The sequence below is a fragment of the Leptospira weilii serovar Ranarum str. ICFT genome (assembly GCF_000332415.1).
Taxonomy (GTDB): domain Bacteria; phylum Spirochaetota; class Leptospiria; order Leptospirales; family Leptospiraceae; genus Leptospira; species Leptospira weilii_A.
Genome location: NZ_AOHC02000053.1, coordinates 1 through 15061, shown reverse-complemented (window position 1 = coordinate 15061; position 15061 = coordinate 1). Strand labels below are relative to the sequence as shown.

The window sequence follows — 15061 nt, the reverse complement described above, 5'->3', positions numbered from 1 at the left end:
TCAAAATTTTGAATCTATTTTTCAACCGGTTCTAAATCTTTTACGAATATTCTTAAGAGCGTCTTGTCTTGATTTTTCCCGAACCGCCGCTCTCAGATTTTTTTTCACCGGTAAATAGGACTCGGTGCTCGCGAGGGTTTTGTGTCCTAGAAAATCCTTTACGTGATTTAAGGAAGAGCCGTCCGCGATCAGATGTAAGGCTCTGCTATGTCTGAGGGTAAAAACGGTTACGGGACTTGAAATTCCGGAGTTTCTGCCGATTTCGGAAATGATCCTTTCTACATTTCTAGAAGTCGTGTGAGATCCCGAACTTTTTCCCGGAAACAAATAGGCGTTCGAAGAAACGAGAATTTCTCTTTCGTATTTTTTAATCAGAACTCCTAGTTCCGCCGGAATTTCAACCGTTCTAGATTGGGAAAGAATCGAGGACTTGATTTGAATCGATTTTCTTTTTGTATCCAAATGCGCCCATCGAAGAGAAATCAATTCTCCGACACGAAGACCTCCAAAGTAAACCAGGCCGCACATCAACTCGTGTCTGGCGTTCGGAGAGGCGGTTTTTAAGATATTCTGCATTTCTTTATAAGTGATCGCGTTCGGATTATTATATTCCCGTACAGGTCTTTGAAAATCCTGAAATACGTTCATTTTCATCACGTCTTCGAAAAACATTTTCAAGGAACTTACGTTAATCTGAATTGTGGAAGAAGACACTTTTCTCTTCTTCAAATGATCCATATAACGGTTCAAATCCTTGACGGTGATCTTTTCCGCGGGTTTATCCGTGAAATGGAGAAAATCCAAATTGTATTTCATATAGGTATAAGCCGTGGCTTTTTTATAGTTTCTCTGGCGGATAATTTTGATCAGTCTTTCGATCGAGTGTTTGTTTTTTTTTGGAACTTCCAATTCTGACATCTTTCTTCCCTTTTTATTCCGTAGCGGGCTCGTTAGTTGCCTTTATACGGTTTTGATATTCTTTTTCTAAAAGCTTTGAAGAAAAGGAACCAAATATAGCCAAAGTGTGTCAATTCAATATTCGATTTTCTGCAGAATTCTAGAACAAACCTCTTCGACCCTCAAATCATCGATTTCAAAATAATAATCCGAAATGCTTCTGTAATGCGGCAACCGATTCTCCAATACGCTCCGATACGAGTCGATCGCGCTTAACGGAGGACGAGTAGGGTCATTTTGAATTTTTTCCACTAAAACTTCCGTGGGTCGGGAAAGGCCAAAAACGGTCGCCATGGATTTTAAAAGTTCCATTTTGCGATCACTCAGGATTTCTTTTCCTCTGGGATCCAAATCAAATACAATTCCACCCCCGCAGTCTAGAATGATTCCTTGAGAATTTTTTAGTTTCATTAAGATTTGAAATTCCAAATCTCGAAATGATCTCCAGTCCCCCTCATTCTTTTGAATGAATTCGGGGATTCCAATTCCCCCGATTTCATACACGGCGATCATATCGGTGGACACAACCGGCATCCCCGTCATTTTAGAAAGTTTACGAGAAATTTTAGATTTTCCGACCCCTCTCGGGCCGATCAGAGCGAAATTTTTTTTCAAGCCTGAATTAACTCGCGGATATGTTTCTGTATCTCCGGAAGGACCGTATAATACATTTGTACTTCAGAGTCGGTAATTCCTAAAATCTGCAAAGCCTGGGTGGAAATCGGGTTGGATAAACCCGCGATATCGATTCCCACTCCGGCCGCTATGGAAATCGAATGAGCTACGTGAACCACGGAAACCAACTCCGGAAATTCTTTTTCTTTTTCGGGTTGGCTGTAGTTTCGTACGACGTGAACCAACTCTTTTGGAAAATTCCATTTCTCCAATAATTTTTCCCCCGCTTCCTCGTGAGAATATCCGAAATGTTTTCTTTCCAATTCCCCAAATGAAACGGAATGAGTTTTTAATTCTTCCCTAAGATTGGCGATTACGGCTGGGAAAAAATCGGCAAGAATCACTTTTCCTATATTGTGCAAAAGTCCGCCGGTAAACGCAAGGTCCGATCCGATTTTGAGTTTTTTTTGTTCGCAGATTCTTTTGGAAAGTTCGGCTACGGTGAGAGATTGAATCCAGTTATCTTCCGCTTCGACCTGATAACCTTTCAGATCTTTTTTAAGAATTCCTCTCGCCGCGGTCAACAGGATGATATCCTTTACCGTTTTGATTCCCAAGGTCATCAGAGATTCTTGTACGGTTTTGATCGGTTTTGAAGCTCGATAGTAAGCCGAATTGGAAAGTTTAATCACATCGGCCGTCAAACCCGGATCGTTTGAAATTTCCTTTGCCAGATCGGGAATTCCAACGTCCTGTTTTTGAACCATCTGCATCACTTTAGTAACTACGGATGAAATTCTGGGGAGCTGAGCGTCGTTTAAAAAAAGTTGGTCTATTTTTTCTTTCATCTTTCCTTACCTGACCTTGTAGAGATACTTTTCAAACCCGCCTTTTTTTAAAAGAACTCGTCCGTCGTCCAAATATAAGCTGATGGTTCTACCGTCGTTTCCTCCGACGTCCTCTACGATCAAAGGGATTTTACTTTGTTCTAAAATGGCTCTAGCGGTAAGAATGTTTTGCTCGCCTATGTTTTGTAGAAAGCTGGATTGAACTCCTTTAAACATGGAGGCGCCCCCGAAAAGTCTTACCGCATATTCTCCGGGATTACAGCCCATTTCGTTCATTTTTTTGATTAAGAGAGGAATTGCAGTTTCCGCGTATTTGAAGGGATTCTTTTGCGAATCCTTTCCGCTCGGATCTTTAGCAAGCATAAAGTGAGCCATGGCTCCTATCTTTTTATCGGGAGCGTAAAAGACCACTCCGATACAGGAACCCAAGGTGGTTCTCAAGATTTCGGGAGACTGCGCTCCCTGTATATCTGCGATTCCTACGTTGACTACTTTCGATCCTTTTGCCAGCATTTGGTTCCAGTTATCCCGGTGTTCGTTTTAATTCCAAAAAAGTAACCAGACATTACAAGATGGTCTCGAATTCTTCAATACTTTTTTGAGACGACTCGAAGAAGTGAAACTTGAATTTGAAAAAGGCAGAATTTCATTTTACTCTCGGGTCTCGATTTCATACGCTGTTTTTGGAATGGCAAAAACTACGCTTAAAGATAAGACGAAATCCGAACGAAAAAAAAACGTTCCCGGCTCGGAACCGATCGAAACATTCAAACTCGGTAAAACCACCGTAACGATTCTCGGGACCGCACATATCAGTCAAAAAAGTATAAACGAGGTACAAAGAATCATCCGGGAAGAAAAACCGGACACGGTCTGCGTCGAACTCTGCAACTCCAGAATGCGATCCGTTCAGGACAGCGAACACTGGAATAAATTGGACATATTCAAAGTTTTTAAAGAAAGAAAGATGTATCTTCTTCTTTCCAGTCTCATCCTATCCGCGTTCCAAAAAAAACTCGGGAAAGGTTCCATTCGTCCCGGCGACGAAATGAGAATGGCGATCGGAGAAGGTGAAAAAATCGGCGCCAAAATCGTTCCGATCGATCGGGAAGTTTCGACAACTCTCAAAAGAGCCTGGTGGAACATCGGAATTTTCAGTCGGTTGTTTCTTCTTTCGGCGTTATTGACTTCTCTTTTTGTGAAAGAGGATATCTCCGAAGAAAAAATCGAAGAGATGAAATCGGAGGACGTCCTCAAGGATCTTTTTTCCCAACTTCCGAAACGTTACGAGTCGATTAAGAACGTGATCATAGACGAAAGAGATTCTTATCTCGCGCAAAAGATCCGAGAATCCGCAAAAGAAGGAAAAAAAGTTTTTGCCGTTGTCGGAGCGGGGCACCTGCAAGGAATTATGAATCACGTCCGGGAAGAGAAGAATATTTCCGATCTCGATCTTCTTCCTCGCAAAACGACTTTGGATCGTTGGAAAGGTTTTTTGGTTCCGGGAATTTTTCTCGGTCTGATCCTGACCGTTTTTTATTTCGGAGGAAAACAACAAGGTCAAGAATTCATTCTTCGTTGGATCCTGGTCAAAGGCGGACTCGCCGCGTTAGGCGCCATTGTCTCTCTCGCACACCCGTTGTCCGTAGTTCTTGCGTTTTTTGCGGCCCCCATCGGTAACTTTAATCCTATCGTCAAACCGGGTTGGATTGCCGCGTTATGCGAGTCTTGGTTGCGTAAACCGCTCGTGGAAGACTTTGAAAAAATCGCTCAGGATTCGGAACACTGGAAAGGATATTGGAAAAATAACGTGATCCGAATCTTTCTCGTGTTTATGCTTCCTCAAATCGGAAGTAGCATCGGTACGTTTATCGTAACCGCGGACTTATTCCGAGTTCTGAAGGGACTGATGTGATTTGGAGACTCCGGAAAATCATTTTCTTTTTGATTTTGGCTTTTTCCGGAGTGTCGCCGCTCCGTATAACCGAGTTACCCTGGTCAAGTATTGTTAAATGAAACATTCCATTTTTTTCATATTCTTTTTTGTAGTTTTCGCCGCCGACTGTGCAAACAACGGACGTTCGAAAAGAAATCTTCCGAAACCTTTAGGCGTTGTTTTGCAGGAAGTTTCCTCGGCATTGAAAAAACAGATCGACCTCAACCGAGAAATTTCTTTTCCCGAAAAGAGGAGCGTGTTAAAACTCGCCGTTTTTCCTTTGTTAAACGAAAACGGTTCGGCGACACTTTTGGGAACTACGATTTCTTCTCAACTTCTATCGCAGATGTACGATCCTGGAAAAATTTTACTCGTGGAAAAATCCCAATTGGGCCGGCTCATTGACGAACAAAGTTTTCAAAAATCCGGACTCGTACTTTCGGATCAAAATCTGGAAATCGGGAAACTATCGGGAGCGGATCTTCTTCTTTTGGGAACGGTGCAATTTAGTGATCAGACTTTTTTACTTCAACTGAGGGTTGTTTCTCTTCGTTCCGGAGAAATTCTAGCGTTATCCGAATCCGTTTTCGATTCGGACGACACACTTTACAATCAATATCGAACTTTAAACAAACCTTAAATTCGTGGATCGGTTTTGACAAAGGATTTTCTAAAAAGAAAATCCCAAACGGCCTATAACCCCAAGTTTGTTAAACGAAGAAACGGTTTCGCTTAACGTTTCTTTTTTTTCGGAGCGGATTTACTTTTGCTCACTAAAGAAACCGATTTCTTCTTTGCGACGTTCTTCGTTTTAGAAACGGCGCTTTGAGGTTTAGCGATAGGCTTCTTCGTCGCTTTCACGGAAGTTTGTTTTCCTTTCGAAGGACTATTCACTGATTTCTTTTTTGCGGCAACCGTTTTCTTAGCCGAAAGATTTCCTTTTCCAATACTCGATTGCGAGGAAGATTGCGATCTTCCTTTCGTTTCAACGAGCATCGCCGCTTTTTCGGATTCTAACGCAGCCGCACTCGGATAATGAAACAAAAGAAACTCAAGGATCGTTCGAATATTCTCCGCTTTACGAACCTGATTGTAGTTGCCCGGGATATCGAACCAAAGGTCTCTTCCCTCGCCATAAACGGAAGAAGAAGCCGGAAGAAAAATAAATTCTTTCAAAGGGGAAAGGGGATGAAAACGATCCATAAACAAGAAAGTTTTAAAAAGTTCTTTCAAGTACGCGGAGTCGTAACGTAAACCGCTTACGGGCAAAATCGAAAACAAATAACTTCCTCGAAACGGAGTTCCCAAAGTTACAAGCCCTCGGATTTTTTGACGACTTCGATCCGGGAGCAACAAAGTCAAAAGTCCGCCCGTATTGTGCGCGAGCAAAATAGACTTGGAAGGAATCCGATCCATCTGTTTTGCGAGAACTTCCACCGCCTTTTTCGTACGAAAGAGGAAAGTGGGAATTCTCAAAATCCTAGGCCGATAACCCTTCGATTCCAAAGCCTTACACAACTTGGAATAAAACAAGGGCCCTGAAAGATAACCCGTTACGACGTAAATGTCTCCTCCGGAAAGATTCGTACTGGAAGGAAACAACGAAGAGGTTAAGGAAAGAGTAAATTCAAAAATTTCGGAAAGAAAGTAAAGGAACGTTCTAAAAGAGGATACGATTTTTTTCATGAGAATGGCTTGAAGTTATGGAGTGAAAAGACAAGACTGTCAGAGTCTTTCATGAAAACAAAGAAGCTGATTCTTTTCCTATGGATCTTTTTCATCCTACCTTCCGTTGTCCATTCAAATATACCGACACATTCGGGTATGGAGAAAAATTTCAAAGAAACCTGGAAAAAATTATTTCCGGTGCCTTATACGAAAATTTTGAAACGGGATCTAACCGGCAAGGGAGTTCTGGTTTATAAAATAACTCCTGCAAGAATCGTTTATATCTACACGTATCTTGTTTTTCTTCCCTTATATGCGGAAAACGAAGAAACTCCCAAAGAAGTTCCGGGCAAAGGAAAAGAAGTAAGAGCAAAACTTTTTTACGAACCCTCGAACCCAGCCGAAAAATTTTCGATTGAGTTTACAGAGTTCGACGAACAATACAACGGCAGATCGGTGGTGCGATGGATTCGATAAAATCAAAATCGGATGAACTGATCCAAAAGAAAATGGCGTCCGAAGGAATGTCTTCCGCTTTCATCCAGGACTTTTTGAAAAAAAAGAATCTGGTGCAAAACGGAGAAACCGGAATGGTTCGTTGGGAAGAAGTAGGCGATTTGGATCCGACTGCGGACGAGATCACTCTCGAACAAATCGAAAGGGAGAATTCGCCGGATCCGTCGATCCTCAAAAATCTGGTCGTCATCAAACTGAACGGAGGACTCGGAACTTCGATGGGACTTTCCGGTCCTAAATCCTTAATTGAACTGAAAGACGGAATGTCCTTTTTGGAAATCGTAGCAAAACAATCCGAGGTCATTGAAAAGAAGTATAACGTATCCGTTCCGTTGATTCTGATGGACAGCTTCAATACACAAAAGGAAAGTCAAGAGGAGCTGAAAAAAATCGGGTTCGACCAAAAATTTCCGACCTCCTTTTTACAACATAAGGTGCCTCGTCTTTTGAAAGAGGACCTAACGCCGATTAGCTGTAAAAATCCGGACGACGAGTGGTGTCCGCCGGGCCACGGAGATATCTGGATTTCCCTTCTGGAGACAGGACTTTTAGACACTCTCATCGCAAACGGATACAAAATCGCGTTCGTATCCAACGGGGATAATTTAGGCGCTACGGTGCATCCCGGAATTCTTTCGTATATGTTGAAAGAAAAACTGGAATTTTGTATGGAGATGACTCCAAAAACCCTTGCGGATAAAAAGGGCGGGGCGATCTACAAAAGGATCGTTCGGGGAAAATCGGAGAGCTATCAACTTCTTGAAACGGCTCAGGTTCCACCGGATCATATGCAGGAATTTGAAGGTTTAGGCAAGTTCAGAACTTTTTCTACGAACAATCTCTGGATCGATTTAAAGGCGCTTAGAGAAAAAATCCTTCGAGATGATTTTGAACTCTCTCTGATCGTAAACCCAAAAACGATCGAAGGAAAGGAAGTTCTCCAACTCGAAACCGCGATGGGTTCCGCGATCCGAAACTTTAACAAAGTCAAAGGAATCATCATTCCGAGGGACCGATTTGCTCCCGTAAAAAAATGCGAGGACTATCTCGTTCGCAGATCCGACGCGTATCGTCTTTTAGAAAACTATTCGATTACGATGTCCGATATAAGAAAACAATCCGGATTCGGAGAAGTATTGATCTCTCTGGATGAAAAACACTATAAAAAAATCCAAGGTTTCAATCGACTTTTTCCGGAAATCCCTTCTTTAGCGCGTTGCACTTCTCTTACCGTTCAAGGCGAGGTTTTATTCGATCAAAAAGTCTCGTTCGTAGGCGATGTGTTGATTCAAAACGACGGTCCGGGGCTTCGGAAAATATCGGATTTGAAATCGGGGGTTTTAGGGCCCGGAAAATATTCCTTTTAGGCTTTACAAAGAAAATCCTTCATCGGATCTTTTATTTGGGCTTGTTTGAACGTACCGGCTTAAACCCCGACGGTTTTTTTGAATCACAAAGGCTAAAATGACAACTTCTAAAAGTCCGAAGATCCGATCCTTTGACGAAGGAGAAATCGAACAATTTAAGAACGTATTTATCAACGAAAACCGAGGTAAACCGATCGTTCTTCTTCGTTTTCAAGATATAAAATCCTTATCCTTTCTCGATTTCCTACAACTCGTTCCGGTCAAAGTTTCGGAGTTATATCCGGGCGCGGAAAACCACTATTCTTATTACTGCTACGGAGATAAAAAGAATCTCCTCATCGGAGTCGCTCAGATTCAAATGAGCGACTCGAACGGATTTTTGAACTTTGATTCTCTCCTCGGAAAATTCAGAGAGGTTTCTATCAAAAGCGGTTCCATAAATTTCGATTTCGGAATCGCAAGAACCCAGTGTAATTACATCTCTTATGTGGATGAAATCTTCCACGAGTTGGAAGTTTCTTCGCTCAAAAATTTGCAAGATAACCTCATCCGTTGGAGTTGGACCTATCTCAATCGGGTCAACGATTACTTTGCGGGCGAAAAAGCGGACGCGGTCATTCAACCGATCATTCATTACAATCACAAGAAACATACGTACTCCATGAAAGGAGGAGAAGTGTTCGTCGGTGGGGAAGCTTACGCGGGTTATGCGGACCTCATTCGGGATATTCCTCACGATCAGGATCTGAATCGAATCGAACTTTTGATTTTGGAAAAGTTGACGATGTGTTGCAACGGAGCCCCGGGTCTTTTAAAGTTCAACATTTCCCCGCAGACTCTCATCGATACGTTCGATACCGACGAAAAGGTGACTCGTTTTCATAATCTTCTTCTCAATCAAAATCTGAATCCGGCCTTGGTGAGAATGGAACTGATTGAAAAACCGTACGAAGAAGCGGATATCACTCTCAAAAGCGTATGCAAAAGATTTTGGAATTTCGGAATCAGTTTTGCGGCGGACGATTTCGGAGTTAAAAGTCAAAGTCACCAGATCGTTTTGGATCTGGGCGAGATGATCAAAGAATTTAAACTCGATCCGATCAGCTTTAAATTTAAGGCAGACCAGGATCTTACCAAATTTTTGGATAACTTGGCGTTTATCGATTATTGCAGGAGACTTTCCGATAACCGGGAAGCGATCATCACGGCGGAAGCTTTGGAAGACATCGATTCCCTGAACTTCCTAATTACACATCAAGTTTATTATTTTCAAGCCAATCTTTTCTGTAAGAAAATTTCCATCGAAGAATATAAGGAAATCTTTAACGACATGCAGGATCTTCCGGAAACGATCGTAAATCAGGTTTTGAGTTCGGAAGAACTTCTTTTTAAACTGAAGGAAAAAGGAAATATCTTTAAACTCGCAAAGGAACTGGAACTCGCGTTCTAGGAATCGGTGTTGTTAGGCGTTAGGTTGACCTTATCCACAAGTTAAGTAGGTTTTTGGAATAAGGAGGATCAAAAATGCAGATTTTTCAAGTGTTCCGACAGGAATCATACTTTTTACTTGCAAAAAGTATGATTTTCTGATAGAGAAAAACTTCCCGAATCTTCCCACCTCCACACCCCGCCACCCAAAATCAGGGTGGGGTTTGCTTGTTTCACAGTAGATTGTCGTAATTCCGACAGATTTATCTTGCGATCCAAGTAACTTGTGGATAGGTTCTAGTGGACAATGGTTAGAAATCAGTGGATCCAATATTTACAGAGTCAGGGAATTTTACCTTGTTAAAACCCAATCCATGTTTTAGGAAAATCCCTCTGAACCCTGATTTCTTGTAAACTCCTCCTATCCACTAGAACCTAAAACCGACTTCCTTATTCTTTCAGAAAGGACAGGTTGGATTTTTGACTTACGATCGAACCGTCTTTCATCGTAACCGAAAGGGCGTCCCCCGTTTTTTCGATTTCGATTTTAAACTTTCCGTCCTTGTCGATGATCGGGGATTCTTCCACGTATTTTCCCTCGAAAATCTTTTTCTTATTGAACTTAACCGTGTAATTGACGTTATCCTGACTTTCGATTTCCAGAAGAACCTGACTAACTCCGTTACTTCCGTCCCAGGCCATGGCGGTCCAAGGCCCCTTGAATTTTTCAAGAGTGGAATCCCCGCCGAAGGTTCTTTTTTTAGGAGCGGTAACAGCCGTGGAAATTACCGCCGACACGGGAAGTGAATTTCCGCTTTCTCCTCCGAGATCGGTTTTGGAAGTCACCGAATAAAGGAATAACGTTTCCTTTTCCGGAACGTCGGCTACGTAAGCGTTTTTATTTCCTGCGGAACCGAGAAAAGTCCATTTGGATTCTCCTCTCTTTTTACGAAAAACATAATATTCTGATGCTTCTTTCATCTTATCCCAAGTGAGATCGATCTTAGCCGCCTTTGCGTTCAAAACCCCTTTGAGATTTTCGGGGGAAGCGAGTTTAACGCCTCTTTGTTTATTGGGATCCGTATAACCGTATGCGAAACTCGAAAACGGACCGTTCTTTCCTTCCGGATTCACCGCCGTCACGGAATAGTAAGCGTAACGAGCGGGAATATTTTCATCGATGAATTCTTCCGCACCCGTTTCGGAAATTTTTTCCCAGGCTCCTCCGCCGATCCAACCGGATTTTACATATCGAAACACGAAGTATTTGGAGGCTCCCGAAACTTTCTGCCATTTCAATTCCACTTTGTTTTGATAAGAGCCCCTACTCGCGACCAACCCTAACGGTTTTGCCGGAGGAGTTTTGGGTTGAGCCGTAAAACCGCTCGCCGCATCCGATGGTTCTCCGGTTTTACCGCCGAGTTTTGCGGAGACTACGTAGTATTCTACAACTCCCTTTCTCGCTGCAGAATTATCCACGTAACCGTTGATCTTGGAGTTCCCGATCGGGTTATATCTTTTTTGAGTTTTGTTCCATTTAAAAATCTGATATTCCGCGGAAGTGTCCGCGTTTTCCCAAGCGAGTTCGATTTTGTTATCGTATTGTCCCTGGGTCGCTTTCACTCCCAAAACTTTGGGAGGAGGTTTTAATTCTTCCGTTTTTGCAAATCCGACCACGTCGCCTTGCGATAAATCGGAAGCGGAAGAATCCGTCAAAGTGAGAATCTTATATCTATAAGCGAGATTCGGTTGAACTCCGTCGTCGTTAAAGCTGTTCGTACCGGAAAGTCCTACCTTTGCAAAACCGGAATCACCCGGACCCTTTCTATGAATTTCATAACCGATCGCACCCGGCACAACTTCCCAATTGATCAAAACCTTGTCGGCAAAACTTCCTTGCGAAGCGCTGATCGAAGAAGGCGCCGTGGCATTGGAATCGCTCGCAACGGAACTAGGTTCGGGAGTGTTCGAATCGGGTTTACCTTGATCGCCGACGGTTTCCACCTGATCGATCATTACGAAAGCGCCTTGGCAGATTCTTGTAAACCAACGATAATCAATGTATCCGTAACCTTCTTCGCCCCAATTCGTTCCCCAAGAATTGATGAACTTCACGGCGTTTTTAGAATCGTCGTAACCGACCAGAGCAATCGCGTGTCCTCCGTAGGTTTTGCCCAGACCTTCTTTGTAAATCTGATCCCCTTTCATATTGAAAAAATTTTCATAGACCAAAATTCCCGCAACAACCGGCTTTCCTTCCGCGAGCTGAGCTTTCACTTCGTTCATGTCGGTCGTTTTCACTCTTAAGAATTCTTTGGCCTTGTATTTAGAAGCGGAGTCGATCGCGGCTTGAGAAGGACGGGTTCTGTAATCCGCCGAATTGTAGGGCATAACGTCCCAAGGAGCCGCTCCGATTTCCACCATTACACGCATCGCGTCCGAGATCAAAGATCCGTTGTCCCTTCCTCCGTTGATCTGATTGTAGATAAACGCGGGCGAGAATACCTGGCTGTAGTTCGGGGTTCCTTCGGCGGTTTTCAGGGACCAATTTTTGGAACCTTTTCTTTCTATATATTCCTGAAAACTTTTAGTCGCGTAAGCGGTGGACCAGGCGACACAACTGCCTTGTTCTCCCTGATTCCCTACGGGCGGCATCGAAGAAGAAAGATCGACTTTCGAGGCAAGCCCTCTGTGTGAAATTCCGTAAGGATTGGTTTCCTTTAAGGAGGAAAGAAGTTCGGAGGATTCCCGTTGCATTCCCAAAGAACGTATGGAAGGTTGTGAAAGAATAGAAGTCTGAGCGAGTAAAAAAAGAACCGATGTTAGGACAGAATATTTTAAAATTCTCATATACTTTCCTTTTAATTTCCTTTTTGGGACTGAACCGTTTCTCGGATTTTGTCTTCCGTTTCTCTGGAATATTCCTTAAACGCAAAAGGATGCGGTTCGTAGAGAACGATCAAAGAGGATTCGTTTCCTTTGCTGTCCTTTACCGTTTTTTGATTTAAGAAAAGAATATAATCTCCTTCCGGTGGAGCGGCCTTTAGCCATTTCCCTAAAAGTTCCGGAAAGATCATAAAACCGATTTCAAACTTCGTGGGAAGTTTCTCCGCACCCTTCCAAGGTTTTAGGATTTCAACGGTCGCAGTGACTGAAATCGAAGTATCGGAAATTTTTTTCTCGCGGACATTTGTGATTCGGGTCAACGCGATGTAATCGGAATTCTTGATTTGATTTTCCAGTGTGGGAGGGGTAGGCACCGAAAGAAGCGGTAAAGTAAATAGAAATAAACCGATCCAAACAAACGCTTTCCAATTCATTTTTGTCTCCATCTGGCCGTCTTTACAGCCAAGGATGAAGTATGAATTTTCAAACCGTCGCCGCAAGAAATTTTTTACGGCACAATGCAAAAGCGGGCAGGGAATGATCGATCTCGCGTTTACTGATTCCGGCAAACGAACCGGATCGAAATCGGGTAAAATCGGGCCTTTTCGATTTCATCCTCCCAGGATTCAGTCTTCGAGATTGAAAGAAATCGGAACCCGATGAGACATCTTTGTGGGTCGTCCTTGCAGGTATCCCGGACTCCAACGAGCGAGTTTTACGATCTTAATCGCCGCCTCGTCAAAACCGAATCCCGCTTTACCCGATGCGATTTTTGCTCCTTGCAGATTTCCCTGTTCGTCGATTTGAACGATTACCACAACCTGTTTGGAAACGATCCCGGCGGACTTTGCCTGAGCCGGGAAAAAATCCCTCAAATCGAAATCGATGATCGGAGTCGGAGTTTTATCTCCGTTATAAGAGAATAAGAATCCGTCCTTATCGGTTCCGTTTCCGGAAAGAGCGTTCGGATTGAGATCCTCGTCGATCGGATCGTCCGCGTTCTGATTGGAACCTTCCACCCATTCCTGTTTTTCAACGGGAGCGGGAGAAGAAGTTCCGCCGATCAACTCGGGCGGAATGTCTTCCAGATCGACTTCCACGTCTTGCGCTTCCAAATCATCCGAGGAAAGTTCAGCCTCGGGAATATAAGTCGCTATGAAATAAGTTCCGATCGTTAAAGAATGCAAAACAAAAGAAGCGATCAGACAGAAACGAAAAAGTCCGAATTTTAAAATCTTTTGTTTAATTTCAGGAACGTTTACCATTCTTCGCCTTACCTATTTCGCCTAACGTTTCACCGAAAGCGCAATCTTAGTGACTCCGGCTTTGCGGATTACACCCATGGCCTCCGCAATTTTTCCATAAGGTAGGGAAGAATCGGCGGAGAGCGTCAAACGCATATTCGGTCTGATCTTAGAGTCTCTTTCGAGATGCGCCTTCAGTTTTTCAATGGATATATCCGATCCTTCCAAAAGAATTTTTCCGTCCTTGGTCAAAGCCACCTGGACCGATTGGGCCACGTTCGGATCTGCGGCCGCAACTTTCGGAAGATTGATGTTGATGGATTCTTTTTTTAAGAAGTTCGCGGTCACCATAAAAATCACCAGAAGAACCAGAATCACATCCACCATCGGAGTGATATTTATATTGCCTATTTCTTCTCCGTCGCCGGAGGGAGCAGAGCCTGCCATATTCACATTCTCCTTTAAAAGTCTACTTCTTGCGAGAAAGACTGGCAAGAAACTCTCTGGAAAGAATCTCCAAATTTGCCTGAATCACTTTCAACTTACGAGTAAAATAGTTGTTCGCCATTACGACCGGAATAGCCACACCGAGACCGGCGGCCGTTGCAAGAAGAGCGGTGGAAATACTTCTCATCACGAACTCCGCTCCTGTACTTCCTAACGTTCCGAGTCCGTAAAACGCTTTGATCACGCCGAGAACCGTCCCGAGAAGTCCGATAAAAGGAGCGTTGTTGCCTAAGGTATTGAGAATCGGAAGATGATTTTCAAGTTCCACTCTTTCTCCGATGATTTTTCCTTCTTGTAATTCGGAAAGCGCGTCGTGACCGGCATCGTAATGCTCCACGGAAAAGTGAGAAAATTTTGCGTAGATGTTTCCGGAATTTTCGGCGCTAATCGACTTCACGGCGGCAAAGTCGCCTTTTCTGATTTCGGAAGTTAAAACGGGAAGTATCACTTCCGTGTTCTTCAGACTTCTACGAAAAATCAGAATTCTTTCAGTTCCTACTGCGAGAGCTACTATACTGGCTACGAGCATCACGACAAAAATGAAAGTCTCGCCGTATTCAACCAAAAACATTGTCATAATCTGAATCCTCTAATATTCTTTATTTTTAAAAACCGACGTCTCGAAGTCACTCAGTTTTCCGATCCTTTTCTTTTACACACCATCATTGTCCTGAAACGCTTGTGCAAACTTTTGTACAACCGAATGTTCCTGTCGACAGTCCCGTAATCTGAGAAAGCCCGTCCTGTCCGCAGGTTCCCGCGGAATTTTTATTTACCCAATACGAACGATTGCAATCCATCACACAAGCCTTTGCACGATTTGTAACTTTTGCAAACGTTGGGGAATTCATCAAAACGTTGCAATAATTCTGATACGATTCGACCGAAGCGACTCCTCCGCTGAACAAGGCAACGATCGCGGCCTCGGAAAGCGGGGTGGGCAAATCGGGAGCCTGGTTCAAACAAGACTGAGCCGCCTGCAAAGAGTTGATACAAGACTGGATCGGATCGGTCGGAGGCAAAAGGAGATACTGAAGTATCACTCTCTTTTCATTGTCTCGATTGAAACTATCGTCTCATACTAGGTGT

At 43.3% G+C, this 15061-nt stretch carries 16 protein-coding genes and 1 pseudogene; 5 read left to right on the top strand and 12 right to left on the bottom strand.

The genetic code is table 11. The features are described from left to right. Positions 1-21 precede the first annotated feature (21 nt). The 4 genes from LEP1GSC060_RS17730 to LEP1GSC060_RS17715 form a co-directional block, all read right to left on the bottom strand. Entirely contained in the window at positions 22-918 is an 897-nt protein-coding gene (locus LEP1GSC060_RS17730; protein ID WP_003010259.1) for a tyrosine-type recombinase/integrase, read from the bottom strand. Between the two features lie 114 nt (positions 919-1032). Further along, on the bottom strand, positions 1033-1572 hold the full coding sequence (locus LEP1GSC060_RS17725) for a shikimate kinase (RefSeq protein ID WP_003010225.1): 540 nt from the start codon (positions 1570-1572) through the stop codon (positions 1033-1035). Then, a complete protein-coding gene (locus tag LEP1GSC060_RS17720) occupies positions 1569-2420 on the bottom strand; it encodes an HDOD domain-containing protein (RefSeq protein WP_003010275.1) in 852 nt (283 codons plus the stop codon). The genes LEP1GSC060_RS17725 and LEP1GSC060_RS17720 overlap by 4 nt, the downstream gene beginning before the upstream one ends. A 6-nt stretch (positions 2421-2426) precedes the next feature. Continuing rightward, positions 2427-2933 (bottom strand): chemotaxis protein CheD, encoded by a 507-nt coding sequence (locus tag LEP1GSC060_RS17715; protein ID WP_003010280.1) that lies wholly within the window; start codon positions 2931-2933, stop codon positions 2427-2429. Between the two features lie 175 nt (positions 2934-3108). On the opposite strand from LEP1GSC060_RS17715, the gene LEP1GSC060_RS17710 reads away from it, so the two are divergent. Together LEP1GSC060_RS17710 and LEP1GSC060_RS17705 are read left to right on the top strand one after the other, a co-directional pair. Further along, positions 3109-4335, top strand: coding sequence for a TraB/GumN family protein (locus tag LEP1GSC060_RS17710; protein ID WP_036097082.1), 1227 nt, complete (start codon positions 3109-3111; stop codon positions 4333-4335). A gap of 97 nt (positions 4336-4432) precedes the next feature. Next, positions 4433-4996, top strand: a complete 564-nt coding sequence (locus LEP1GSC060_RS17705; RefSeq protein WP_003010318.1) for a FlgO family outer membrane protein — start codon at positions 4433-4435, stop codon at positions 4994-4996. Between the two features lie 92 nt (positions 4997-5088). Here LEP1GSC060_RS17705 and LEP1GSC060_RS17700 read toward each other — a convergent pair whose 3' ends face one another. Beyond that, complete coding sequence (locus LEP1GSC060_RS17700) at positions 5089-6042, bottom strand: lipase family protein (RefSeq protein WP_003010184.1); 954 nt, start codon at positions 6040-6042, stop codon at positions 5089-5091. 51 nt (positions 6043-6093) lie between these two features. Between LEP1GSC060_RS17700 and LEP1GSC060_RS17695 the strand changes: the two genes are divergently transcribed. The 3 genes from LEP1GSC060_RS17695 (at position 6094) to LEP1GSC060_RS17685 (ending at position 9357) form a co-directional block, all read left to right on the top strand. After that, positions 6094-6501 carry a hypothetical protein gene (locus LEP1GSC060_RS17695; protein ID WP_036097033.1) on the top strand — a complete coding sequence of 136 codons (408 nt, stop codon included), beginning with the start codon at positions 6094-6096 and terminating at the stop codon, positions 6499-6501. Beyond that, entirely contained in the window at positions 6489-7907 is a 1419-nt protein-coding gene (locus LEP1GSC060_RS17690) for a UTP--glucose-1-phosphate uridylyltransferase (RefSeq protein ID WP_003010204.1), read from the top strand. Before LEP1GSC060_RS17695 ends, LEP1GSC060_RS17690 begins: the two co-directional genes overlap by 13 nt. 97 nt (positions 7908-8004) lie before the next feature. Continuing rightward, entirely contained in the window at positions 8005-9357 is a 1353-nt protein-coding gene (locus LEP1GSC060_RS17685) for an EAL domain-containing protein (RefSeq protein ID WP_003010146.1), read from the top strand. Positions 9358-9785: 428 nt separating this feature from the next. Here the strand turns inward: LEP1GSC060_RS17685 and LEP1GSC060_RS17680 are convergent, their stop codons facing one another. From LEP1GSC060_RS17680 to LEP1GSC060_RS17655, 7 genes and pseudogenes are all read right to left on the bottom strand, one after another. Continuing rightward, a complete protein-coding gene (locus tag LEP1GSC060_RS17680) occupies positions 9786-12185 on the bottom strand; it encodes a C1 family peptidase (protein ID WP_003010292.1) in 2400 nt (799 codons plus the stop codon). Positions 12186-12196: 11 nt separating this feature from the next. Further along, positions 12197-12655 (bottom strand): LIC_20196 family exoprotein, encoded by a 459-nt coding sequence (locus LEP1GSC060_RS17675; RefSeq protein WP_003010151.1) that lies wholly within the window; start codon positions 12653-12655, stop codon positions 12197-12199. A 49-nt stretch (positions 12656-12704) separates the two neighbouring features. Further along, on the bottom strand, positions 12705-12836 hold the full coding sequence (locus LEP1GSC060_RS20770; protein ID WP_268914486.1) for a hypothetical protein: 132 nt from the start codon (positions 12834-12836) through the stop codon (positions 12705-12707). A gap of 11 nt (positions 12837-12847) precedes the next feature. Continuing rightward, positions 12848-13486 carry an energy transducer TonB gene (locus LEP1GSC060_RS17670; protein WP_003010271.1) on the bottom strand — a complete coding sequence of 213 codons (639 nt, stop codon included), beginning with the start codon at positions 13484-13486 and terminating at the stop codon, positions 12848-12850. 21 nt (positions 13487-13507) lie between these two features. Beyond that, on the bottom strand, positions 13508-13912 hold the full coding sequence (locus LEP1GSC060_RS17665) for an ExbD/TolR family protein (RefSeq protein WP_003010252.1): 405 nt from the start codon (positions 13910-13912) through the stop codon (positions 13508-13510). Between the two features lie 22 nt (positions 13913-13934). Further along, positions 13935-14549, bottom strand: coding sequence for a MotA/TolQ/ExbB proton channel family protein (locus LEP1GSC060_RS17660; protein ID WP_003010295.1), 615 nt, complete (start codon positions 14547-14549; stop codon positions 13935-13937). An 85-nt stretch (positions 14550-14634) separates the two neighbouring features. Next, positions 14635-15048, bottom strand: a pseudogene (locus LEP1GSC060_RS17655) (hypothetical protein); the annotation flags it as partial. Positions 15049-15061 lie beyond the last annotated feature (13 nt).

Excerpts from the sequence above, each read along its gene's own strand:
- LEP1GSC060_RS17730 (WP_003010259.1), bottom strand. The coding sequence starts at position 918 with ATGTCAGAATTGGAAGTTCCAAAAAAAAACAAACACTCGATCGAAAGA.
- LEP1GSC060_RS17720 (WP_003010275.1), bottom strand. The coding sequence starts at position 2,420 with ATGAAAGAAAAAATAGACCAACTTTTTTTAAACGACGCTCAGCTCCCC.
- LEP1GSC060_RS17715 (WP_003010280.1), bottom strand. The coding sequence starts at position 2,933 with ATGCTGGCAAAAGGATCGAAAGTAGTCAACGTAGGAATCGCAGATATA.
- LEP1GSC060_RS17710 (WP_036097082.1), top strand. The coding sequence starts at position 3,109 with ATGGCAAAAACTACGCTTAAAGATAAGACGAAATCCGAACGAAAAAAA.
- LEP1GSC060_RS17705 (WP_003010318.1), top strand. The coding sequence starts at position 4,433 with ATGAAACATTCCATTTTTTTCATATTCTTTTTTGTAGTTTTCGCCGCC.
- LEP1GSC060_RS17700 (WP_003010184.1), bottom strand. The coding sequence starts at position 6,042 with ATGAAAAAAATCGTATCCTCTTTTAGAACGTTCCTTTACTTTCTTTCC.
- LEP1GSC060_RS17695 (WP_036097033.1), top strand. The coding sequence starts at position 6,094 with ATGAAAACAAAGAAGCTGATTCTTTTCCTATGGATCTTTTTCATCCTA.
- LEP1GSC060_RS17690 (WP_003010204.1), top strand. The coding sequence starts at position 6,489 with ATGGATTCGATAAAATCAAAATCGGATGAACTGATCCAAAAGAAAATG.
- LEP1GSC060_RS17685 (WP_003010146.1), top strand. The coding sequence starts at position 8,005 with ATGACAACTTCTAAAAGTCCGAAGATCCGATCCTTTGACGAAGGAGAA.
- LEP1GSC060_RS17680 (WP_003010292.1), bottom strand. The coding sequence starts at position 12,185 with ATGAGAATTTTAAAATATTCTGTCCTAACATCGGTTCTTTTTTTACTC.
- LEP1GSC060_RS17675 (WP_003010151.1), bottom strand. The coding sequence starts at position 12,655 with ATGAATTGGAAAGCGTTTGTTTGGATCGGTTTATTTCTATTTACTTTA.
- LEP1GSC060_RS20770 (WP_268914486.1), bottom strand. The coding sequence starts at position 12,836 with ATGAAATCGAAAAGGCCCGATTTTACCCGATTTCGATCCGGTTCGTTT.
- LEP1GSC060_RS17670 (WP_003010271.1), bottom strand. The coding sequence starts at position 13,486 with ATGGTAAACGTTCCTGAAATTAAACAAAAGATTTTAAAATTCGGACTT.
- LEP1GSC060_RS17665 (WP_003010252.1), bottom strand. The coding sequence starts at position 13,912 with ATGGCAGGCTCTGCTCCCTCCGGCGACGGAGAAGAAATAGGCAATATA.
- LEP1GSC060_RS17660 (WP_003010295.1), bottom strand. The coding sequence starts at position 14,549 with ATGACAATGTTTTTGGTTGAATACGGCGAGACTTTCATTTTTGTCGTG.